The 15,869-nt window shown below is 71.7% G+C and carries 17 protein-coding genes; 12 read left to right on the top strand and 5 right to left on the bottom strand.

All coding sequences use genetic code 11. The features are described 5' to 3' along the window. Positions 1–88: 88 nt before the first annotated feature. Entirely contained in the window at positions 89–751 is a 663-nt protein-coding gene (locus tag AC3YNX_RS02080) for a VIT1/CCC1 transporter family protein (protein WP_241249950.1), read from the top strand. 113 nt (positions 752–864) lie between these two features. After that, entirely contained in the window at positions 865–1,845 is a 981-nt protein-coding gene (locus AC3YNX_RS02075) for a serine hydrolase (RefSeq protein ID WP_489994449.1), read from the top strand. Positions 1,846–1,873: 28 nt separating this feature from the next. On the opposite strand, the gene AC3YNX_RS02070 is transcribed toward AC3YNX_RS02075, so the two are convergent. After that, a complete protein-coding gene (locus AC3YNX_RS02070; RefSeq protein ID WP_127784103.1) occupies positions 1,874–2,467 on the bottom strand; it encodes a TetR/AcrR family transcriptional regulator in 594 nt (197 codons plus the stop codon). Positions 2,468–2,535: 68 nt separating this feature from the next. On the opposite strand from AC3YNX_RS02070, the gene AC3YNX_RS02065 reads away from it, so the two are divergent. From AC3YNX_RS02065 to AC3YNX_RS02050, 4 genes are all read left to right on the top strand, one after another. Next, positions 2,536–4,131 (top strand): flavin-containing monooxygenase, encoded by a 1,596-nt coding sequence (locus AC3YNX_RS02065; RefSeq protein WP_489994448.1) that lies wholly within the window; start codon positions 2,536–2,538, stop codon positions 4,129–4,131. Further along, the gene (locus AC3YNX_RS02060) at positions 4,128–4,955 is read left to right on the top strand and encodes an SDR family NAD(P)-dependent oxidoreductase (RefSeq protein WP_489994447.1); all 828 of its coding nucleotides are present in this window, start codon (positions 4,128–4,130) and stop codon (positions 4,953–4,955) included. Before AC3YNX_RS02065 ends, AC3YNX_RS02060 begins: the two co-directional genes overlap by 4 nt. A 48-nt stretch (positions 4,956–5,003) precedes the next feature. Further along, the gene (locus AC3YNX_RS02055) at positions 5,004–5,747 is read left to right on the top strand and encodes an enoyl-CoA hydratase (RefSeq protein WP_489994446.1); all 744 of its coding nucleotides are present in this window, start codon (positions 5,004–5,006) and stop codon (positions 5,745–5,747) included. A gap of 90 nt (positions 5,748–5,837) precedes the next feature. Further along, positions 5,838–6,908, top strand: coding sequence for a methyltransferase domain-containing protein (locus AC3YNX_RS02050; protein WP_489994445.1), 1,071 nt, complete (start codon positions 5,838–5,840; stop codon positions 6,906–6,908). Here the strand turns inward: AC3YNX_RS02050 and AC3YNX_RS02045 are convergent. Further along, complete coding sequence (locus tag AC3YNX_RS02045; RefSeq protein WP_489994444.1) at positions 6,905–7,213, bottom strand: DUF4873 domain-containing protein; 309 nt, start codon at positions 7,211–7,213, stop codon at positions 6,905–6,907. The two genes, AC3YNX_RS02050 and AC3YNX_RS02045, sit on opposite strands and share 4 nt — an antisense overlap. Then, the gene (locus AC3YNX_RS02040) at positions 7,210–8,010 is read right to left on the bottom strand and encodes a TetR/AcrR family transcriptional regulator (protein WP_127784097.1); all 801 of its coding nucleotides are present in this window, start codon (positions 8,008–8,010) and stop codon (positions 7,210–7,212) included. Before AC3YNX_RS02040 ends, AC3YNX_RS02045 begins: the two co-directional genes overlap by 4 nt. A 223-nt stretch (positions 8,011–8,233) precedes the next feature. Between AC3YNX_RS02040 and AC3YNX_RS02035 the strand changes: the two genes are divergently transcribed. Then, the gene (locus AC3YNX_RS02035) at positions 8,234–9,154 is read left to right on the top strand and encodes an AurF N-oxygenase family protein (RefSeq protein WP_489994443.1); all 921 of its coding nucleotides are present in this window, start codon (positions 8,234–8,236) and stop codon (positions 9,152–9,154) included. Here AC3YNX_RS02035 and AC3YNX_RS02030 read toward each other — a convergent pair. Next, the gene (locus AC3YNX_RS02030) at positions 9,141–10,337 is read right to left on the bottom strand and encodes a pyridoxal phosphate-dependent aminotransferase (RefSeq protein ID WP_489994442.1); all 1,197 of its coding nucleotides are present in this window, start codon (positions 10,335–10,337) and stop codon (positions 9,141–9,143) included. The genes AC3YNX_RS02035 and AC3YNX_RS02030 overlap by 14 nt on opposite strands. A 50-nt stretch (positions 10,338–10,387) precedes the next feature. Here AC3YNX_RS02030 and AC3YNX_RS02025 point away from each other — a divergent pair, with 50 nt between their 5' ends. Continuing rightward, positions 10,388–11,656, top strand: a complete 1,269-nt coding sequence (locus AC3YNX_RS02025) for a DUF445 domain-containing protein (protein WP_206518031.1) — start codon at positions 10,388–10,390, stop codon at positions 11,654–11,656. 19 nt (positions 11,657–11,675) lie between these two features. On the opposite strand, the gene AC3YNX_RS02020 is transcribed toward AC3YNX_RS02025, so the two are convergent. After that, the gene (locus tag AC3YNX_RS02020) at positions 11,676–12,218 is read right to left on the bottom strand and encodes a glutathione peroxidase (protein ID WP_489994441.1); all 543 of its coding nucleotides are present in this window, start codon (positions 12,216–12,218) and stop codon (positions 11,676–11,678) included. Positions 12,219–12,440: 222 nt separating this feature from the next. Here AC3YNX_RS02020 and AC3YNX_RS02015 point away from each other — a divergent pair, with 222 nt between their 5' ends. The 4 genes from AC3YNX_RS02015 to AC3YNX_RS02000 all read left to right on the top strand — a co-directional run bounded on the left by AC3YNX_RS02015 (position 12,441) and on the right by AC3YNX_RS02000 (position 15,751). Further along, entirely contained in the window at positions 12,441–13,445 is a 1,005-nt protein-coding gene (locus AC3YNX_RS02015; RefSeq protein ID WP_489994440.1) for an ATP-binding cassette domain-containing protein, read from the top strand. Beyond that, on the top strand, positions 13,442–14,242 hold the full coding sequence (locus AC3YNX_RS02010; protein WP_127784092.1) for an ABC transporter permease: 801 nt from the start codon (positions 13,442–13,444) through the stop codon (positions 14,240–14,242). The genes AC3YNX_RS02015 and AC3YNX_RS02010 overlap by 4 nt, the downstream gene beginning before the upstream one ends. Before the next feature lie 193 nt (positions 14,243–14,435). Next, positions 14,436–14,912, top strand: a complete 477-nt coding sequence (locus AC3YNX_RS02005) for a helix-turn-helix domain-containing protein (protein ID WP_489981950.1) — start codon at positions 14,436–14,438, stop codon at positions 14,910–14,912. 17 nt (positions 14,913–14,929) lie between these two features. Next, positions 14,930–15,751 (top strand): heparin-binding hemagglutinin, encoded by an 822-nt coding sequence (locus AC3YNX_RS02000; protein ID WP_489981949.1) that lies wholly within the window; start codon positions 14,930–14,932, stop codon positions 15,749–15,751. The last annotated feature ends 118 nt before the right edge of the window (positions 15,752–15,869 follow it).

Below are 15,869 nucleotides of genomic sequence, written 5' to 3'. Positions count from 1 at the left end.
CGCCGCCGGCGGTGCGTCCGCGCCGCGCGGGCGCAGCAGCCACGCGCACTCCGGCGAGCCGCACCGCCCCGGGCGGCTCTCCTCGCGGCTGAACTGGCTGCGGGCCGGCGTGCTGGGGGCCAACGACGGCATCGTCTCCACCGCGGGACTGGTGGTGGGTGTGGCCGGGGCGGCGACCAGCCGCGGCCCCCTCGTCGCCGCCGGCGTGGCCGGCCTGGTCTCCGGCGCGGTGTCCATGGCGCTGGGGGAGTACGTCTCGGTGAGCAGCCAGCGCGACACCGAGCGCTCCCTGCTGGACCGGGAGCGCCAGGAGCTGGCGGAGATGCCGCAGGCCGAGCTGGAGGAGCTGGCCGGGTTCTACCGGGCCAAGGGCATCAGCGACGAGACCGCCCACCGGGTGGCCAAGGAGCTCACCGCGCGCGACCCGCTGGGCGCGCACGCGGAGGTGGAGCTGGGCATCGACCCCGACGAGCTGGCCAACCCCTGGCACGCCGCGGGGGCGTCGGGCCTGTCGTTCACCCTCGGCGCGATCCTGCCCCTGCTGGCCATCGTGCTGCCGCCGGCGACCTGGCGCGTGCCGGTCACCGTGGTGGTGGTGCTGGTGGCCCTGGCGATCACCGGCTGGATCAGCGCCCGGCTGGGGGGCGCCCCTGCCGTGCCGGCGATGGTCCGCCTGGTGGTTGGTGGCGGGGCCGCCATGGGCATCACCTTCGCCGTTGGTGACCTGATCGGAGACACTGGGCTCGTGTGAGGACAGTCGCGCTCCGGCGTGGCCCGCGAGCTCTGCCAGGCTTCGGGCAGGTTCCCCCGATATCCTCGCCGCAGAGGACGGCAGGGAACCGGTGATCGGAACGGAGTGGACGCATGGCACGACGCTCCGTCGGCGCGACCGTGGTCGCCGCGCTCGTCCTCCCGCTGCTCGCCACGGGTTGCTCCGCCGCGCTGTCGCAGTCCAGTGGTCCGGTCGCCCGCACCACTGACGAGGACGTCCTGGTCGCACCCAGCGTCACCGCCTCGCCGGTCCCCGCCGTACCGACCAGCGCGCCCCCCACGAGCACTCCGGAGACCACCACCCGCGCCGCCGAGCGCGCCGGCACCTCCGGCACCGAGGCGGCGGAGACGGCCTTCCAGGCGCAGCTCGCCCAGCTCGACCGCTCCTTCGGCATCACGCGCTCGGCCGACGTCTCCATCGCCGCTCGCGACCTGAGCACCGGGCAGAGCGTGGTCACCGGCGCCACGGCCGGCATGGTCACCGCCAGCGCCGTCAAGGTGGAGATCCTCATCGGAACGCTGCTCAAGGCGCAGGATGCCGGTCGGCCGCTGAGCGCGTCCGAGGAGGACCTGGCGACGCGGATGATCACCATCAGCGACAACGACGCGGCGACCACCCTCTTTGACCGCCTGGGTGGCGGACCGGGGCTCGCGACGGTGAGCAAGCGGCTGGGCCTGCGCAGCACCGAGGTCGGTGCCTCCGGCTTCTTTGGACTCACCACCACCAACGCCCAGGACCAGGTCGCGCTGCTCGATGCGCTGACCGCCTCCACGTCGGTGCTCAACACCCAGAACCGGGAGTACGCGCTGGGCCTCATGCAGTCGGTGGCAGCCGACCAGCGCTGGGGGGTGACGGCGGCGGCCGATCCCGGGGCGACCACGGCGGTGAAGAACGGCTGGCTGCCCAACTCCGACGACGACAACCAGTGGGCGGTGACCAGCATGGGCGTGGTCACCGCGGCCGGGCACCGGATCCTGCTCGTGGTGTTCACCCAGCACCAGCCCGACCGGCAGACCGGCATCGACTACATCGAGCAGGCCAGCAAGCTCGTCGCCGCGCGGCTCACCGCCTGAGCCGGCCCGGCGGCAGCGCGGGCGGGCCTCACTGCGGGGCGGCGCCGAGCAGCAGCGCGGTCAGTGCCTGGCTGATCAGGTCGATCAGCTCCTCGCGGGAGAGGTCGTCCTCGGCCAACCAGCTGATCACCGCCTCCTCGGTGAAGGCGATCCAGCCGCGCACCGCCAGCCGGGTGCGTGGGCCGGCGGGGATGCCCAGCACCGGCGTCTGGGCGAGGGTCCGGCTGGCCATCTCGGCCCGGGTGTCGTCGAAGACCTGACGCATCGCCTCGTCCCCGCTGGCCGCACCGCGCAGCAGCGACACGTACCCGCTGCGGTTCTCGCTGACGAAGTCGATGAACGCCGACAGCGAGCTGTGCAGCGCCTCCAGCGGCGGCAGCGCCGGGTCGGGTGCGGTGCGCTCGAGCATGGCGGCGGCCATCTCCCGCACCACGGCCAGGTGGAAGTCCTGCTTGGAGGCGAAGTAGTGGAACAGCAGCCCTCGGGAGATCCCAGCCCGGTCGGCGATCTCCTCCACGCCCACCTCCTCCAGGCGGCGCTCGGCCAGCATCTCCGCGCCGAGGGCGATGAGCTGGGCGCGGCGGGCTCCCGGGCTGAGCCGGGTTCGCTTGTCGGTGGGCACGCCACCACCCTACTGAATCCTGCTCAACAGTTATTGACCGTCGTTCAACAGTGGTTTACCGTTGCCATATGACAACAGCCACAGACGCAGCCGCGACGCCCGCGCAGGACCGCGCGCCGTCCCAGGCGAAGCAGGTCGACGTGCTCATCATCGGCAGCGGGTTCTCCGGTCTCGGTGCCGCCATCAAGCTCACCCAGGCGGGCAAGAACAACTACGTGGTGATCGAGCGTGGCGCCGACGTCGGCGGCACCTGGCGCGACAACACCTACCCCGGTGCTGCCTGCGACGTGCCCTCGCACCTGTACTCGTACTCCTTCGCGCTCAACCCGGAGTGGAGCCGCAGCTTCTCCCGGCAGGCGGAGATCCAGGATTACCTGGAGCAGACCGCGCGCCGCTACGACGTGCTGGACAAGCACGTCTTCGGCTGCGAGATGGAGTCCGCCCGCTGGAACAGCCAGACGCAGCGCTGGGACGTGCAGACGTCCAGGGGCCGCTGGTCGGCGGCCACCGTCATCAGCGCGGTCGGCGCGCTGTGCGAGCCCGCGCTGCCCAACATCGCCGGCATCGAGGACTTCACCGGCGAGATCTTCCACTCCGCTCGCTGGAACCACGACTCCGACCTCACCGGCAAGCGGGTGGCCGTGATCGGCACCGGCGCCTCGGGCATCCAGATCGTGCCCGCCGTCGCGCCGCAGGTGGCCCACATGGACGTCTACCAGCGCACCGCCCCGTGGATCCTGCCCCGGTTCGACCGCGAGTACACCAGGCTGGAGCGCTTCGCGTTCCGGCACGTGCCCGGCTTCCAGAAGCTCTCCCGCGGCCTGATCTACGCGATGCGCGAGACCCAGGTGGTGGCACTGGCCAAGGACCCGCGCCTCACCCGCATCCTGCAGCGCGTGGCCTCGAAGCACATGGCCCAGCAGGTGCCCGACGCCGAGCTGCGCAAGAAGGTCACGCCCACCTGGCGCATCGGCTGCAAGCGGATGCTCATCTCCAACAACTGGTACCCGGCCCTGCAGCGCGACAACGTCGACCTGGTCACCGACGGCATCGACAAGGTCACCAGCAACGCGGTGGTCACCAAGGACGGCACCGTGCGCGAGGTGGACGCCATCGTGGTGGCCACCGGCTTCCACGTCACCGACTCACCCACCTACGAGACCATCGTCGGAGCCGACGGGCGCACGCTGGCTGAGCACTTCGCCGAGCGCGGCATGCAGGCCTACAAGGGCTCGGCCGTCACCGGCTTCCCCAACATGTTCTTCCTGGTCGGACCCAACACCGGCCTCGGGCACACCTCGATGGTCTACATGATCGAGTCGCAGCTGAGCTACGTGCTGGACGCGGTGGACACCGTGGCGCGGGAGCGCATCGCGACCGTCGAGGTCCGCCCGGAGGTGCAGCAGGAGTACAACGCCATGCTGCAGCGCAAGCTCGACCCCACGGTGTGGATGCGCGGTGGGTGCGCCAGCTGGTACCTCGACGCGCACGGCAACAACACCACCCTGTGGCCGGACTTCACCTTCGCCTTCCGCAAGGCCACCAAGAGCTTCGACCTGGACGCCTACCGCTACACCCGCCGCGCCGCCGTCAGCTCCACCGCTGGGCCGTCCACAGCTGCACCCGCGCAGCCGGTCCCGACCGCCGAGGAGGCGTCAGCATGAAGACCGACTTCACCAACAAGGTCGCCGTCATCACCGGAGCCGGCTCGGGCATCGGCCGCGCGCTGGCGCTGGACCTCGCCAGCCGGGGCGCCCGGCTGGCCCTGTCCGACGTGGACAGTGCCGGCCTGGCCGAGACGGTTCGCCAGTGCGAGGGGCTGGGGGCGCAGGTGCGCTCCGACCACCTCGACGTGGCCGAGCGCTCGGCGGTGCTGGAGTACGCCGACGCCGTCGCGGCGCACTACGGCGTGGTCAACCTGCTGTTCAACAACGCCGGCATCGCCTTCAGCGGCGACGTCGAGGTCACCGAGTTCAAGGACATCGAGCGGGTGATGGACGTCGACTTCTGGGGGGTCGTCAACGGCACCAAGGCGTTCCTGCCCCACCTCATCGCCTCCGGCGACGGCCACCTGGTCAACGTCTCCAGCCTGTTCGGGCTGCTGTCCATCCCCACCCAGAGCGCCTACAACTCGGCCAAGTTCGCCGTGCGCGGCTTCACCGAGTCGCTGCGCCAGGAGATGCTCATCAACAAGCACCCCGTCGCGGTCACCTGCGTGCACCCCGGGGGCATCAAGACGGGCATCGCCCGCAACAGCACGGCCGCGGTGGGCTCCGACGCCAAGATCCTGGCGGAGTTCTTCGACGCCAAGCTGGCCAAGACCACGCCCGAGACCGCCGCACGCGTCATCCTCAGGGGAGTCGGCGCTGGACGGCCGCGCGTGCTCATCGGCTCCGACGCCAAGGCCCTCGACGCCCTGGTCCGAGTCACCGGTTCCGGCTACCAGCGGGTGGTCGCCGCGGTGTGCGGGCGCGCCCTGCCCAAGTAGCCGAACCACCCGGCCAGGGCCGAACCAGGCAGGGCGATACTGGAACCCATGATCAACACCAGCCACCATGGCCGCGTCACCGTCCTGGAGATCGACCGGCCGGAGCGCCGCAACGCCCTCAGCACCGAGCTCTGCGACCAGCTGCGCGAGGCGGTGACCGGCAGCGTCGAGGCCGGTGCCCGCGCGCTGGTGATCACGGGCGCGGGCACCAGCTTCTGCTCCGGCGCCGACCTCGGCGGGGTGTACGGCGACGGGTTCCTCGACGCCCTGCGCGCGATGCTGCGGGCGGTCACCGACGCCCCGGTGCCGGTGATCGCCGCGGTGAACGGGCCGGCCATCGGCGCGGGGACCCAGCTGGCGGTGTGCTGCGACCTGCGGGTGGCCGCGCCCACCGCCGTGTTCGGGGTGCCCACCGCCAAGCTCGGCCTGGCCGCCGACGCCTGGACGCTGCGCCGGCTGGCCATGTTCGCCGGCGGCGGGATGGCCCGGCGGATGATGCTCACCGCGCAGACCGTGACCGCAGCCGAGGCGCTGCGCAGCGGGCTGGCCGACGGGGAGGGCGACCTCGCCGACGCCCTGGAGCTGGCGACGCACTGCGCCAGCCTGGCGCCGCTGAGCCTGGCCTACTCCAAGCGAGTGCTCAACGGCCTCACCGCCGATGGCGCACGAGAGGCCGACACCAACGCCGACTGGGAGGTGGCGGAGTTCGAGCGCTGCTGGACCAGCGCGGACTTCGCCGAGGGGCAGCAGGCCCGCCGGGACAAGCGCAGCGCGGAGTTCCAGGGCCGCTGAGCGCGCCGGGAGCGCCGTCGACCAGGGGTTGTGCTGCTCGACCAGCGGAGGACACTGGCAGGACGTACCCGTCCTGCGAGGTGGTCCGCCATGGATCCTGCGACCGAGGTCGCTGACCGGCTGATGAGCTCAGCCGCCGGGATGTTCGACCTGATGGCGGTGGCACTGGGCGACCGGCTCGGCTACTACCGCTGCCTGGACGGCTCTCCCCCGCTGTCCTCCACGGAGCTGGCCGCGGCCACCGGCACCGGCGAGCGGGGAGCCCGGGAGTGGCTGGAGCAGCAGGCCGTGACCGGCCTGGTCGAGCTCGCCGCCAGCTCCGCCGTGGCGGCCGACCGGCGCTACCGGCTCAAGCCGGGCGTGGGTCAGGTGCTGGCCAGCGCCGACGACCTCGGCTACCTGGCGCCGCTGGCCCGTCAGCTGGTGGCCGCGGCGGCGCAGGTGCCCGCGGTGGCGGAGGCCTTCCGTGCCGGCACGGGCGTTCCCTGGTCGGCGTTCGGAACCGACATGCGGGAGTCCCAGGCCGACCTGAACCGCCCCGGCTTTCTCGGCCTGCTCGCGCAGGAGTGGCTGGCCACCCTGCCCGACGTCCAGCTGAGGCTGCACTCCGACCCGCCGGCGCGGGTGGCCGACGTGGGGTGCGGCGGCGGGTGGTCGGCCATCGGGCTGGCGCAGGGCCTGCCCGGGGTGCAGGTGGACGCCTTCGAGCTGGACCCTGCCTCGGTGGAGCTGGCCCGGCGCAACGTGGCCGAGGCCGGCCTGGACGGGCGGGTGCGGGTCTGGGAGCAGGACGTCGCCACCGTGCGGGCGGAGGCCGGCTACGACCTGGTGACCGCCTTCGAGTGCCTGCACGACCTGCCGCACCCCGTGCCGGCGCTGGCGGCCATGCGTGCCCTGGCCGCGCCGAGCGGGGCCGTGCTGGTGGCCGACATGAAGGTGGCCAGCGCCTTCGCCCCGCCGGGTGACCTGGTGGAGCGGTTGATGTACGGCTTCAGCCTGTCGGTGTGCCTGCCCGACAGCATGAGCACGCCGGGCTCGGCCGCCACCGGGACAGTCATGCGGGAGAGCACCATGCGCGACTACGCGCGGCAGGCGGGGTTCACCTCGGTGGACACCCTGCCCGTCGAGCACGACCTGTGGCGGTTCTACCGCCTCGCCTAGTCCAGGACGGTGGCGTCGAAGGCCTCGAACGGGGGCGCGCCGACCCCGCGCACCAGGTGGTTGCCCCACAGGTCCTGCTCGGTGACCACCACCTGTGCCTCGGCGGCGTCGGTGCGCACCGTCAGCGTCGTCCCGCTCGGGGTCTGCGGCAGCCCGCGCACCCGGCCGTACCAGGCGTACGTGCCGCCAATGGGCTCGAAGTGCCCGGAGAGGGTGAGGTCCACGGCGTGCTCGTGCTCGTCGTGCGCCGCCGTTGCCGGGCCCTGGTAGCCCGCGGGATCGTCGTGCTCCTCCGGTGTGCTCATCCGTGGCTGTCCTTCTGGTCGGGATCGGCGTCAGGGTCAGGGGCGGGATCAGGGGTGAGGGGTCCGCCGAGCAGCCGCCTGGTCGGGTCGGACGCCGCGGCGGGGACGAACTTGGCGGGGGCGCCGTCGGCACGCAGCACACCCTCGAGCCCGCCCCAGACGAGCATGCTCAGGTAGTCCACCAGCGCGTCGGAGGACATGGTGCGGTTGTCCAGCCACCAGTGCGTGGCCAGCTGGACCATGCCCACCACTCCGTAGGCCCACGGCTGCGCCCCGCCGGAGTCCATGCCCATGGTGCGCAGCCGGTCACCGACCAGCCCGGAGAGCGCCTCGGCGATCACCCGCTCGGTGGTGGCCACCACGCTCTCCGCGCCACCCACCTCCTGGTTGTGGGTGAACACGTAGCCGTAGAGCTCGGGCTCGGCGGCGACAGAGCGCACGTAGGCGCCGATCAGCGCCCGCGCCTGGTCGAAGTCGGCCCGCTCCTGGGAGAGCTCGGCCAGCAGCGGCGGCAGCGCGACGGTCTGGGCGATGCGGGTGAGGATCGCGTCGACCAGGTCGCTCTTGTCGGTGAAGTGGCGGTAGAGCACCGTCTTGGACACCTGCAGCTCGCCGGCGATGTCCTCCATGCCGATCTGGGGGCCGTTGCGCCGGATGGCTGCCAGCGCGCCGTCCACGAACTCCTCGCGCCGGGCGCGCTTGTGCTCGTCCCAGCGCTTCTTGCGCCCGTCGATGGCCACCCGCGCCGAGCGCGCCTCGTCCACCACCGCGGCGGCCGTGGCTGCGGCGGAGGTCATGGTCTTCACCCAGGTGGCCGGAACGGCAGGCCGCGGCCCCTGGGGCCTTGGGGCGGAAGGGCTATCGGTCCGCTCACCCTTGACAGCATCGCCGTCATGGTTCATGTTACTCATGTTAGCAGTTACATCCAATCACATGATGTGCTTCATACCGGGCGGGTGGTCGCGAGTGCGACCGGGCGTGCACACGGCTGGGGTACGTCCGGGCGCCGGGGAGAACCACATGTCGAGCACCACCACCAGCAGCGCGTCGCGGGGCGTCAAGGTGACCGACCGCCAGGAGATCGCCAGCCGCTTGCTGTCCTCGGCGGCCAAGAAGTCCTACGACCCCATGGTCGAGGTCGACTGGCAGGCGCCGGTCCCGGACCACCTCTTCGGGTTGACGCCGGAGTGGAGCACCCTCTACGGCACTCCGCTCTGGGAGGAGATGAGCCTGGAGCAGCAGGTCACGCTGACCAAGCACGAGGTCTCCTCCATCATGAGCACCGGCATCTGGTTCGAGATGATCCTCATGCAGATGGTGGTGCGGGACATCTACGGGCAGGACGCTTCCACACCGCACTTCCAGTTTGCCCTCACCGAGATCGCTGACGAGTGCCGCCACTCGATCATGTTCGCCCGCGCCGCCGAGCGTTTCGGCGCTCCCGCCTACCGGCCCTCGCGCACCGTCCTCGAGCTGGGCCGGGTCTTCAAGGCCACCGCGGTGGGGGCTACCGCCTACGCCGGCATCCTGGTGGCCGAGGAGATCCTCGACGTGATGCAGCGCGACTGGATGCGGGATGAGCGGGTGCAGCCGATCACCCGCACCACGGCCAAGATCCACGTGCTGGAGGAGGCGCGGCACATGCGCTTCGCCCGCGAGGAGATCGCCCGCCGGGTGCAGGGCATGTCCGCGGCCCAGCGCGCCCGCGAGCGCGCGATGCTGGCCGCCGGCGCCTACTTCATCACCACCAGCCTGGTGCACCCGGACGTGTACGCCGCGGCCGGGCTCGACCCCAAGCGGGCGATGGCGGCGGCCAGGACCAACGAGCACTACCGCGCGCGGCTGCGCGACAGCGCCGCCAAGCTGATGGCGTTCCTGGACGAGGTCGGCCTGGTGGGCGGGCCCTCGGTGCGGCTGTACAAGAAGATCAGCATGCTCTGAGCGCGTGCAGCCGTCGGGCGGCCTCGTGCAGCACGTCGTCGCGCTTGCAGAAGGCGAACCGCAGCAGCTGGCGCCAGGGGGGCTGCTCCCGGGTGGGGGAGTCGCAGAACACGCTCACCGGCACCGCCGCCACCCCCACCTGCATCGGCAGCTGCCTGCACAGGGCCACCGCGTCGGTCTCGCCCAGCGGCGCGGCGTCGGCACAGACGAAGTAGCTGGCCTCGCTGGGGTGCACCCGGAAGCCCACCTCGGCCAGCGCCGTGGACAGCAGGTCGCGCTTGCCCTGCAGGTCGGTGCGCAGCTGCTGCACCCAGGCCTGCTCGTGGGTGAGGGCGTGGGCGGCGGCGTGCTGCATCGGGGTGGCGCCGACGAAGCTCATGAACTGCTTGGCGGTGCGCACCGCGGCCACCAGCTCGGCGGGCCCGCACACCCAGCCGGTCTTCCAGCCGGTGGCGCTGAAGGTCTTGGCCACCGACGACACCGACAGCGTGCGCTCGGCCATGCCGGGCAGCCCGGCCAGCGGTTGGTGCACGCGCCCGTCGTAGACCAGGTGCTCGTAGACCTCGTCGGTGAGCACCACCAGGTCATGCTCGCAGGCCAGCTCGGCGATGGCCGCCAGCTCCTCGGTGGTGAACACCGTGCCGGTGGGGTTGTGCGGGGAGTTCACCAGCAGCATGCGGGTGGCCGGGTTCACCGCCGCGCGCAGCGCGTCCAGGTCCAGGGCGAACCGGTCGCCGTCGCGCACCAGCGCCACGGTGCGCCGGGTGGCACCGGCCATCGCCACGGCCACCGGGTAGGAGTCGTAGTAGGGCTCGACCATCACCACCTCCTCGCCCGGGCGCACCAGCGCCAGCACCGCGGCGGTGATCGCCTCGGTGGCCCCCACGGTCACCAGCACCTCGGTGTCCGGGTCGTGGTGCAGCCCGTAGCGGGTGGCGCGATCGGCCGCGACGGCCTGGCGCAGCGCGGGGATGCCCGGTCCGGGGGCGTACTGGTTGTGGCCCGCGGCGATGGCTGCGCGCGCTGCCTCCAGCATGGCGGCGGGGCCGTCGGTGTCCGGGAAGCCCTGCCCCAGGTTGATCGCCCCGTGCTCGGTGGCCAGCGCGGTCACCTCCGCGAAGATCGTCGAGGCGAACGGCTGCAGGTGGGGCACCAGCTGGGGAGGCGGCATCACCTGCGCCATCCTGCCTGCTCGCCTCGCCGGCCCGCTGCCTCCGCCACGCACCTGGGAGGATGAACGCCGTGGACCTCACCCTGGACGACGAGACCAAGCGTGCTGACCTGCGCAAGATGAAGGTGGTGGCCACCGGATTTCTGGTGGCGGCCACCGTGGTGTTCCTCTTCGCCCGGTGGCAGGAGTCGATCGGGGCCGGCGGCTGGGTGGGCTACGTGCGCACCGCAGCCGAGGCGGGCATGGTCGGTGCCCTGGCGGACTGGTTCGCCGTCACCGCGCTGTTCCGCCACCCGCTGCGCATCCCCATCCCGCACACCGCGATCATCCCGCGCAAGAAGGACCAGCTCGGCGCGAGCCTGGGCGACTTCGTGGGCACCAACTTCCTGGCCCCGGACGTGGTGGTGGACAAGCTGCGCGCGGCCCGGGTGCCCGAGCGGCTCGGCCGCTGGGTGGCCCAGCCGGCCAACGCTGAGCGGATCACCGCCGAGGCCGCGGTGCTCGCCCGCGGCGCGGTGACGGTGCTGCGGGACGAGGACGTGCAGCAGGTGATCGACGCGACCCTGGTGCGCCGCCTGGTGGACCGCCCCTGGGGGCCGCCGCTGGGCAAGCTGCTGGCCGAGGTGCTCGCCGACGGCAAGCACAAGCGCCTGGTGGACCTCATCTGCGACCGGGCCTACGACTGGGTGCTGGTCAACCACGACACGGTGGTGCGGGTGGTCAGCCAGCAGGCGCCAGCGTGGTCGCCGCGCTTCCTGGACGACATGCTCGCCGACCGGCTGCACCGCGAGGTGCTCGACTTCGCCCGCGCGGTGCGCGACGACCCCGAGCACCAGATGCGCAAGGCCGTGGACAAGTTCATGGCCGAGTTCGCCGAGGACCTGCAGCACGACCCGGACACCATCGCCCGGGCGGAGTCGGTCAAGCAGCAGATCCTGGAGCACCCCGAGGTGCAGAACGTGGTGGCCAGCGCCTGGGGCACCGCCAAGCGGATGATCCTGGACGCGGTGGAGGACCCCTCCAGCGAGCTGCGGGTGCGGGCCCGCGACCTGGTCGCCTCCTGGGGTGCCCGGCTGGCCGACGACCCGGCGGTGCGCGGCAAGGTCGACGGCTGGCTGGAGGGCAGCCTGCGGTACGTGGTGAGCAACTACGCCGACGAGATCACCGGGGTCATCACCGACACCGTGGCCCGGTGGGACGCGCAGGAGACCAGCCGCAAGATCGAGCTGCAGGTGGGTCGTGACCTGCAGTTCATCCGCATCAACGGCACCGTGGTCGGTGCACTGGCCGGCCTGGTCATCTACGCCGTGTCGGACCTGCTGTTCGGCTGACCCGGCTCCGGGCCCCGTCTCAGCGGGCGAGCTCCGCCTCGACGGCGCGGATGATCTCGGGGGCGTCTGGTGCGACCGACGGCGCGAAGCGCGCCACGACCTCGCCCTGCTTGCTGACCAGGAACTTCTCGAAGTTCCACAGCACGTCCGGGTCCTCGGTGGGCTCGATCCCCGCGGCCCGCAGGTTGTCGCGGAAGTCCGACGTGCCCGCGGCCGCCGGCGCTTGGCGCGTCAGCTCGGCGTACAGCGGGTGCTGGTCGTCGCCGACCACGCTGATCTTGGCCAGCACCGGGAAGGTGACGGCGTACTGCGTCGAGCAGAAGTCGGCGATCTCGGCGTCGGTGCCCGGCTCCTGGCCCATGAAGTTGTTGGCCGGGAACGCCAGCACCGTCAGGCCCCTCGCCTGCAGGCTGCTGTGCAGGCCCTGCAGCGCCTCGTACTGCGGGGTCAGGCCGCACTGGGACGCCACGTTGACGACGAGGACCACCTCGCCGGCGTGATCGGCCAGGGACGCCTGGCCACCGTCGGCCGTCGCGAACGGGATGTCGACGAGTGCGCTCATGCCGGCACCGCCAGCGCCGCGCCGTCCTCACCAGGGCCACCAGCTCGCATCAGCACCGTCGTCATCGGGACATCCTCGCAACGGATGCCTGTGCAGGGCAACGGCCGAGGCGGCGCCGAGCCCGTGCGCTCGGCTCGCTGGACGAAAAATGGGGCGAGAACTGTCCCCCTCCCTCGCTACGTTTGTGGTGTCGAGCACACGGCACCCGCGCGAGGAGACGGCATGACCAGAACTGCGACCACCACCGGAGTCCAGGAGCTCGCCGTGCAGGCGGAGGGGCTGGTCAAGATCTACCGCGGCAGGCGTGGCGGCGTGCGCGCGCTGGACGGGGTGGACCTGGAGGTGCCCACCGGCACGGTCCTGGGGCTGCTCGGTCCCAACGGTGCGGGCAAGACCACCGTGGTCCGGATCCTCACCACGCTGCTCCGTCCGGACTCCGGCACCGCGCAGGTGGCGGGACTGGACGTGGTGCGCCAGGCCAACGAGGTGCGCAGCAAGATCGGGCTGTCCGGCCAGTACGCGGCGGTGGACGAGCACCTCACCGGCCTGGAGAACCTGCGGATGGTGGGTCAGCTGTACGGCATGCCCACCCGGCAGGCCACGGCGCGCGCCCGGGAGCTGCTCACCGACTTCCGGCTGGAGGAGGCCGCCGACCGCCCCGCCAAGACCTACTCCGGCGGCATGCGCCGTCGCCTGGACCTCGCCGGGGCCCTGGTGGCCAGGCCCCCGGTGGTGGTGCTGGACGAGCCCACCACCGGCCTCGACCCCCGGGGGCGGCTGGACATGTGGGCGGTCATCACCGGTCTGGTGGCGGACGGCACCACCGTGCTGCTCACCACCCAGTACCTGGAGGAGGCCGACCAGCTCGCGCACAGCATCGCGGTCATCGACAAGGGCAAGGTGATCGCCCGCGGCACGGCCGACCAGCTGAAGAACGAGGTGGGCGGCGAGCGCCTGCAGATCGAGCTGGCCTCGGCGGAGGACCAGCCGAAGGCGTGGGAGGTGCTGGCCGGGCTCGGGTCGGGCGAGCCGGCGGTGGATGCGGACACCGGTCATCTCGGGGTCACCGTGGACGGGGGCTCCGCCACCCTGGTGCGGGTGCTGCGCGAGCTGGACGCCATCGGGATCACCGTGCTGGACGTGGCGCTCAACCGCCCCACCCTGGACGACGTGTTCCTCTCCCTCACCGGCCACGCGACCGACACCACCGAAGGAGCTCCGCAGTGACCACCCCGGTCAAGGCGCTGCGCGACAGTGCCGTCGTCACCCGGCGCAACCTCATCACCATCGTGCGCATCCCTGACCTCGCGATCGGGGCCACCGTCCAGCCGCTGATGTTCGTGCTGCTGTTCTCCTACGTGTTCGGCAGCAGCCTGGGCGGGGAGTCCTACCGGGAGTTCCTGCTGGGCGGCATCTTCGCCCAGACGGTGGCCTTCAACGCCGCGTTCACCACCGTCGGTCTGGCCAACGACCTGCAGAAGGGCATCATCGACCGGTTGCGGTCGCTGCCCATGTCGCGGATGGCGGTCATCCTGGGCCGGTCCGCCTCCGACCTGGTGCTCAGTGCGGTGACCCTGGTGGTGATGGCGCTGTGCGGGCTGGTCGTGGGCTGGCGCATCCACGGCAGCGTCGGCGAGGCGGTGCTGGCCTTCGCGCTGCTGCTGCTGTTCGCGTTCGCGATGTCGATGGTGGGCGCCTGGGTGGGTCTGCTGGCCCGCAACGTGGAGGTGGCCCAGAGCGCCGGGCTCATCTGGCTCTTCCCCTTCACCTTCATCTCCTCGGCCTTCGTCTCCGCCGCCAGCCTTCCCGGGCCGCTGCGGGCGATTGCCGAGTGGAACCCGGTGACCGCGGTGGCGTCCGCCGCGCGCAGCCTGTTCGGCAACAGCGCTCCGGCACAGTTCGCGGTGCCCACCGGGTGGCCCGCTCAGCACGACGTCCTGTACTCCCTGCTCACCTCGCTGGCCATCGTCGTGGTGTTCCTTCCGCTGGCCGTGAACCGGTACCGCCGGGTGGCGAGCCGCTAGCAACCGCGGGCCACTCGCTGCCTGCCTGGCCCAGAGCGGGTTGGGGCAGCGCGGTTGTGATCAGCCGTTTTAGCGCGATCGCTGAGCGTGACGGTGTGGTTCACCTCACGCCCGGAGTGCTAGCAGAGTGCTTGCAATAGTTAGCACAAGGCGTTAGCGTTCTTGCTGAGTCCTTGACCAGGAGGTGAACACAATGTCTGACGACAACGGGCGCAAGCCGAGGGAGTCGGGTGTTGCGGAGACCCTCCAGGAGGGCGCAGCCGCTTCCGAAGAGATCGTGGCGGCAGCAGGAGCCGCGGTGACCGCCGCGGTGCAGGACCTCGGAGGCTTCATCCGCGCGCAGCGCGAGTCGGCGCAGGTGTCCCTGCGTCAGCTGGCCAAGCTCGCGGGAGTGAGCAACCCGTACCTGAGCCAGATCGAGCGCGGGCTTCGCAAGCCGTCCGCGGAAGTGCTGCAGCAGATCGCCAAGGGGCTGCGGGTCTCGGCTGAGGTGCTCTACGTCCAGGCCGGGATTCTCGAGGAGAAGAACGCCAGCCCCGTCCTGGACGCCGTGCTCACCGACACCCAGATCACCGAGCGGCAGAAGCAGATGCTCATCGAGATCTACGACTCCTTCCGCCGGGAGAACGTCGCAGCCGAGCAGATCGCCCCACCCACCGACCACGCCTGACCCTGAGGAGCCACGACATGCCGAACAACATTGACCAGGCCAAGACCCCCTTTCTCGCCGCACTTGGTGCCGGCGACTACGCCCTGACCTCGGTCACCGAGGCCGTGCTCAACGCCCGTTCCCGGGCCGAGGAGAGCGTCGAGACCGCCCGTGACCGGGTCTTCGACCTGCCCGAGGAGCTCAACGCCCAGCTCGCCGAGCTGCGCACCAGGCTCGACCCCGAGGAGCTGCGCAAGGTGGCCGACGCCTACGTGCAGGTGGCTGCCGGGATCTACGTGTCGCTGGCCGAGCGGGGCGAGGACCTGCTGGCCAAGGTGCGCAAGCAGCCCCAGCTCGAGGAGGCGCTGGAGCGCGCCGAGGACGCCGCCGGGGACGCCCGCGGCCTGACCAACGAGGTGCTCGGCACCGTGGCGCGCCAGACCCGCTCCATCGGCGAGCGGGCCGCCCGGGCCACCGAGCGCGTCACCGGCCGCACCAACGCCGCGGTGAGCGAGGCCGGTGCCGACACCGCCCACCAGATCCGCTCGACCGCCCGCAAGACGGCCAACGAGGCTGCCTCCGCCAAGAGCACCACCGACAGCAAGCCGACCGTGGCCAAGAAGGCCAGCGCCGCCCGCAGCACCACGGCGAGCAAGGCGAGCACCACGGCGAGCAAGGCCAGCGGTGCGGCCAGCAAGGCCAGCGCCCAGGCGGGCAAGGCGCGCAGCACTGCCACCAAGACGGCGTCCACCGCGTCGAAGACGGCGACCGACACCAAGAACACCGCCACCAAGGCACAGAACACGGCGACGGCGCGCACCACCGGCGGCACGAGCACCAGCAGCAGCACCAAGAGCTGATCCAGCCGCTCTCGTACCTCAGCCCCCCGGCGATCCCGGGGGGCTGAGGCATGTCTGCCGGGAGCCCGCGGCTCGGCTCTGCCGACGGCACAGCAACTTCGCCGCCAGGCCGCTCCGG

It is taken from the genome of Rhodococcus sp. Z13_19A, from assembly GCF_058133575.1.
This window is presented reverse-complemented; position numbering and strand designations above follow the sequence as displayed.

Coding starts and splice junctions, on each gene's coding strand:
- AC3YNX_RS02075 (WP_489994449.1), top strand. CDS start 865: ATGGCACGACGCTCCGTCGGCGCGACCGTGGTCGCCGCGCTCGTCCTC.
- AC3YNX_RS02065 (WP_489994448.1), top strand. CDS start 2,536: ATGACAACAGCCACAGACGCAGCCGCGACGCCCGCGCAGGACCGCGCG.
- AC3YNX_RS02060 (WP_489994447.1), top strand. CDS start 4,128: ATGAAGACCGACTTCACCAACAAGGTCGCCGTCATCACCGGAGCCGGC.
- AC3YNX_RS02055 (WP_489994446.1), top strand. CDS start 5,004: ATGATCAACACCAGCCACCATGGCCGCGTCACCGTCCTGGAGATCGAC.
- AC3YNX_RS02050 (WP_489994445.1), top strand. CDS start 5,838: ATGGATCCTGCGACCGAGGTCGCTGACCGGCTGATGAGCTCAGCCGCC.
- AC3YNX_RS02045 (WP_489994444.1), bottom strand. CDS start 7,213: ATGAGCACACCGGAGGAGCACGACGATCCCGCGGGCTACCAGGGCCCG.
- AC3YNX_RS02040 (WP_127784097.1), bottom strand. CDS start 8,010: ATGACCTCCGCCGCAGCCACGGCCGCCGCGGTGGTGGACGAGGCGCGC.
- AC3YNX_RS02035 (WP_489994443.1), top strand. CDS start 8,234: ATGTCGAGCACCACCACCAGCAGCGCGTCGCGGGGCGTCAAGGTGACC.
- AC3YNX_RS02030 (WP_489994442.1), bottom strand. CDS start 10,337: ATGGCGCAGGTGATGCCGCCTCCCCAGCTGGTGCCCCACCTGCAGCCG.
- AC3YNX_RS02025 (WP_206518031.1), top strand. CDS start 10,388: ATGAACGCCGTGGACCTCACCCTGGACGACGAGACCAAGCGTGCTGAC.
- AC3YNX_RS02020 (WP_489994441.1), bottom strand. CDS start 12,218: ATGAGCGCACTCGTCGACATCCCGTTCGCGACGGCCGACGGTGGCCAG.
- AC3YNX_RS02015 (WP_489994440.1), top strand. CDS start 12,441: ATGACCAGAACTGCGACCACCACCGGAGTCCAGGAGCTCGCCGTGCAG.
- AC3YNX_RS02005 (WP_489981950.1), top strand. CDS start 14,436: ATGTCTGACGACAACGGGCGCAAGCCGAGGGAGTCGGGTGTTGCGGAG.
- AC3YNX_RS02000 (WP_489981949.1), top strand. CDS start 14,930: ATGCCGAACAACATTGACCAGGCCAAGACCCCCTTTCTCGCCGCACTT.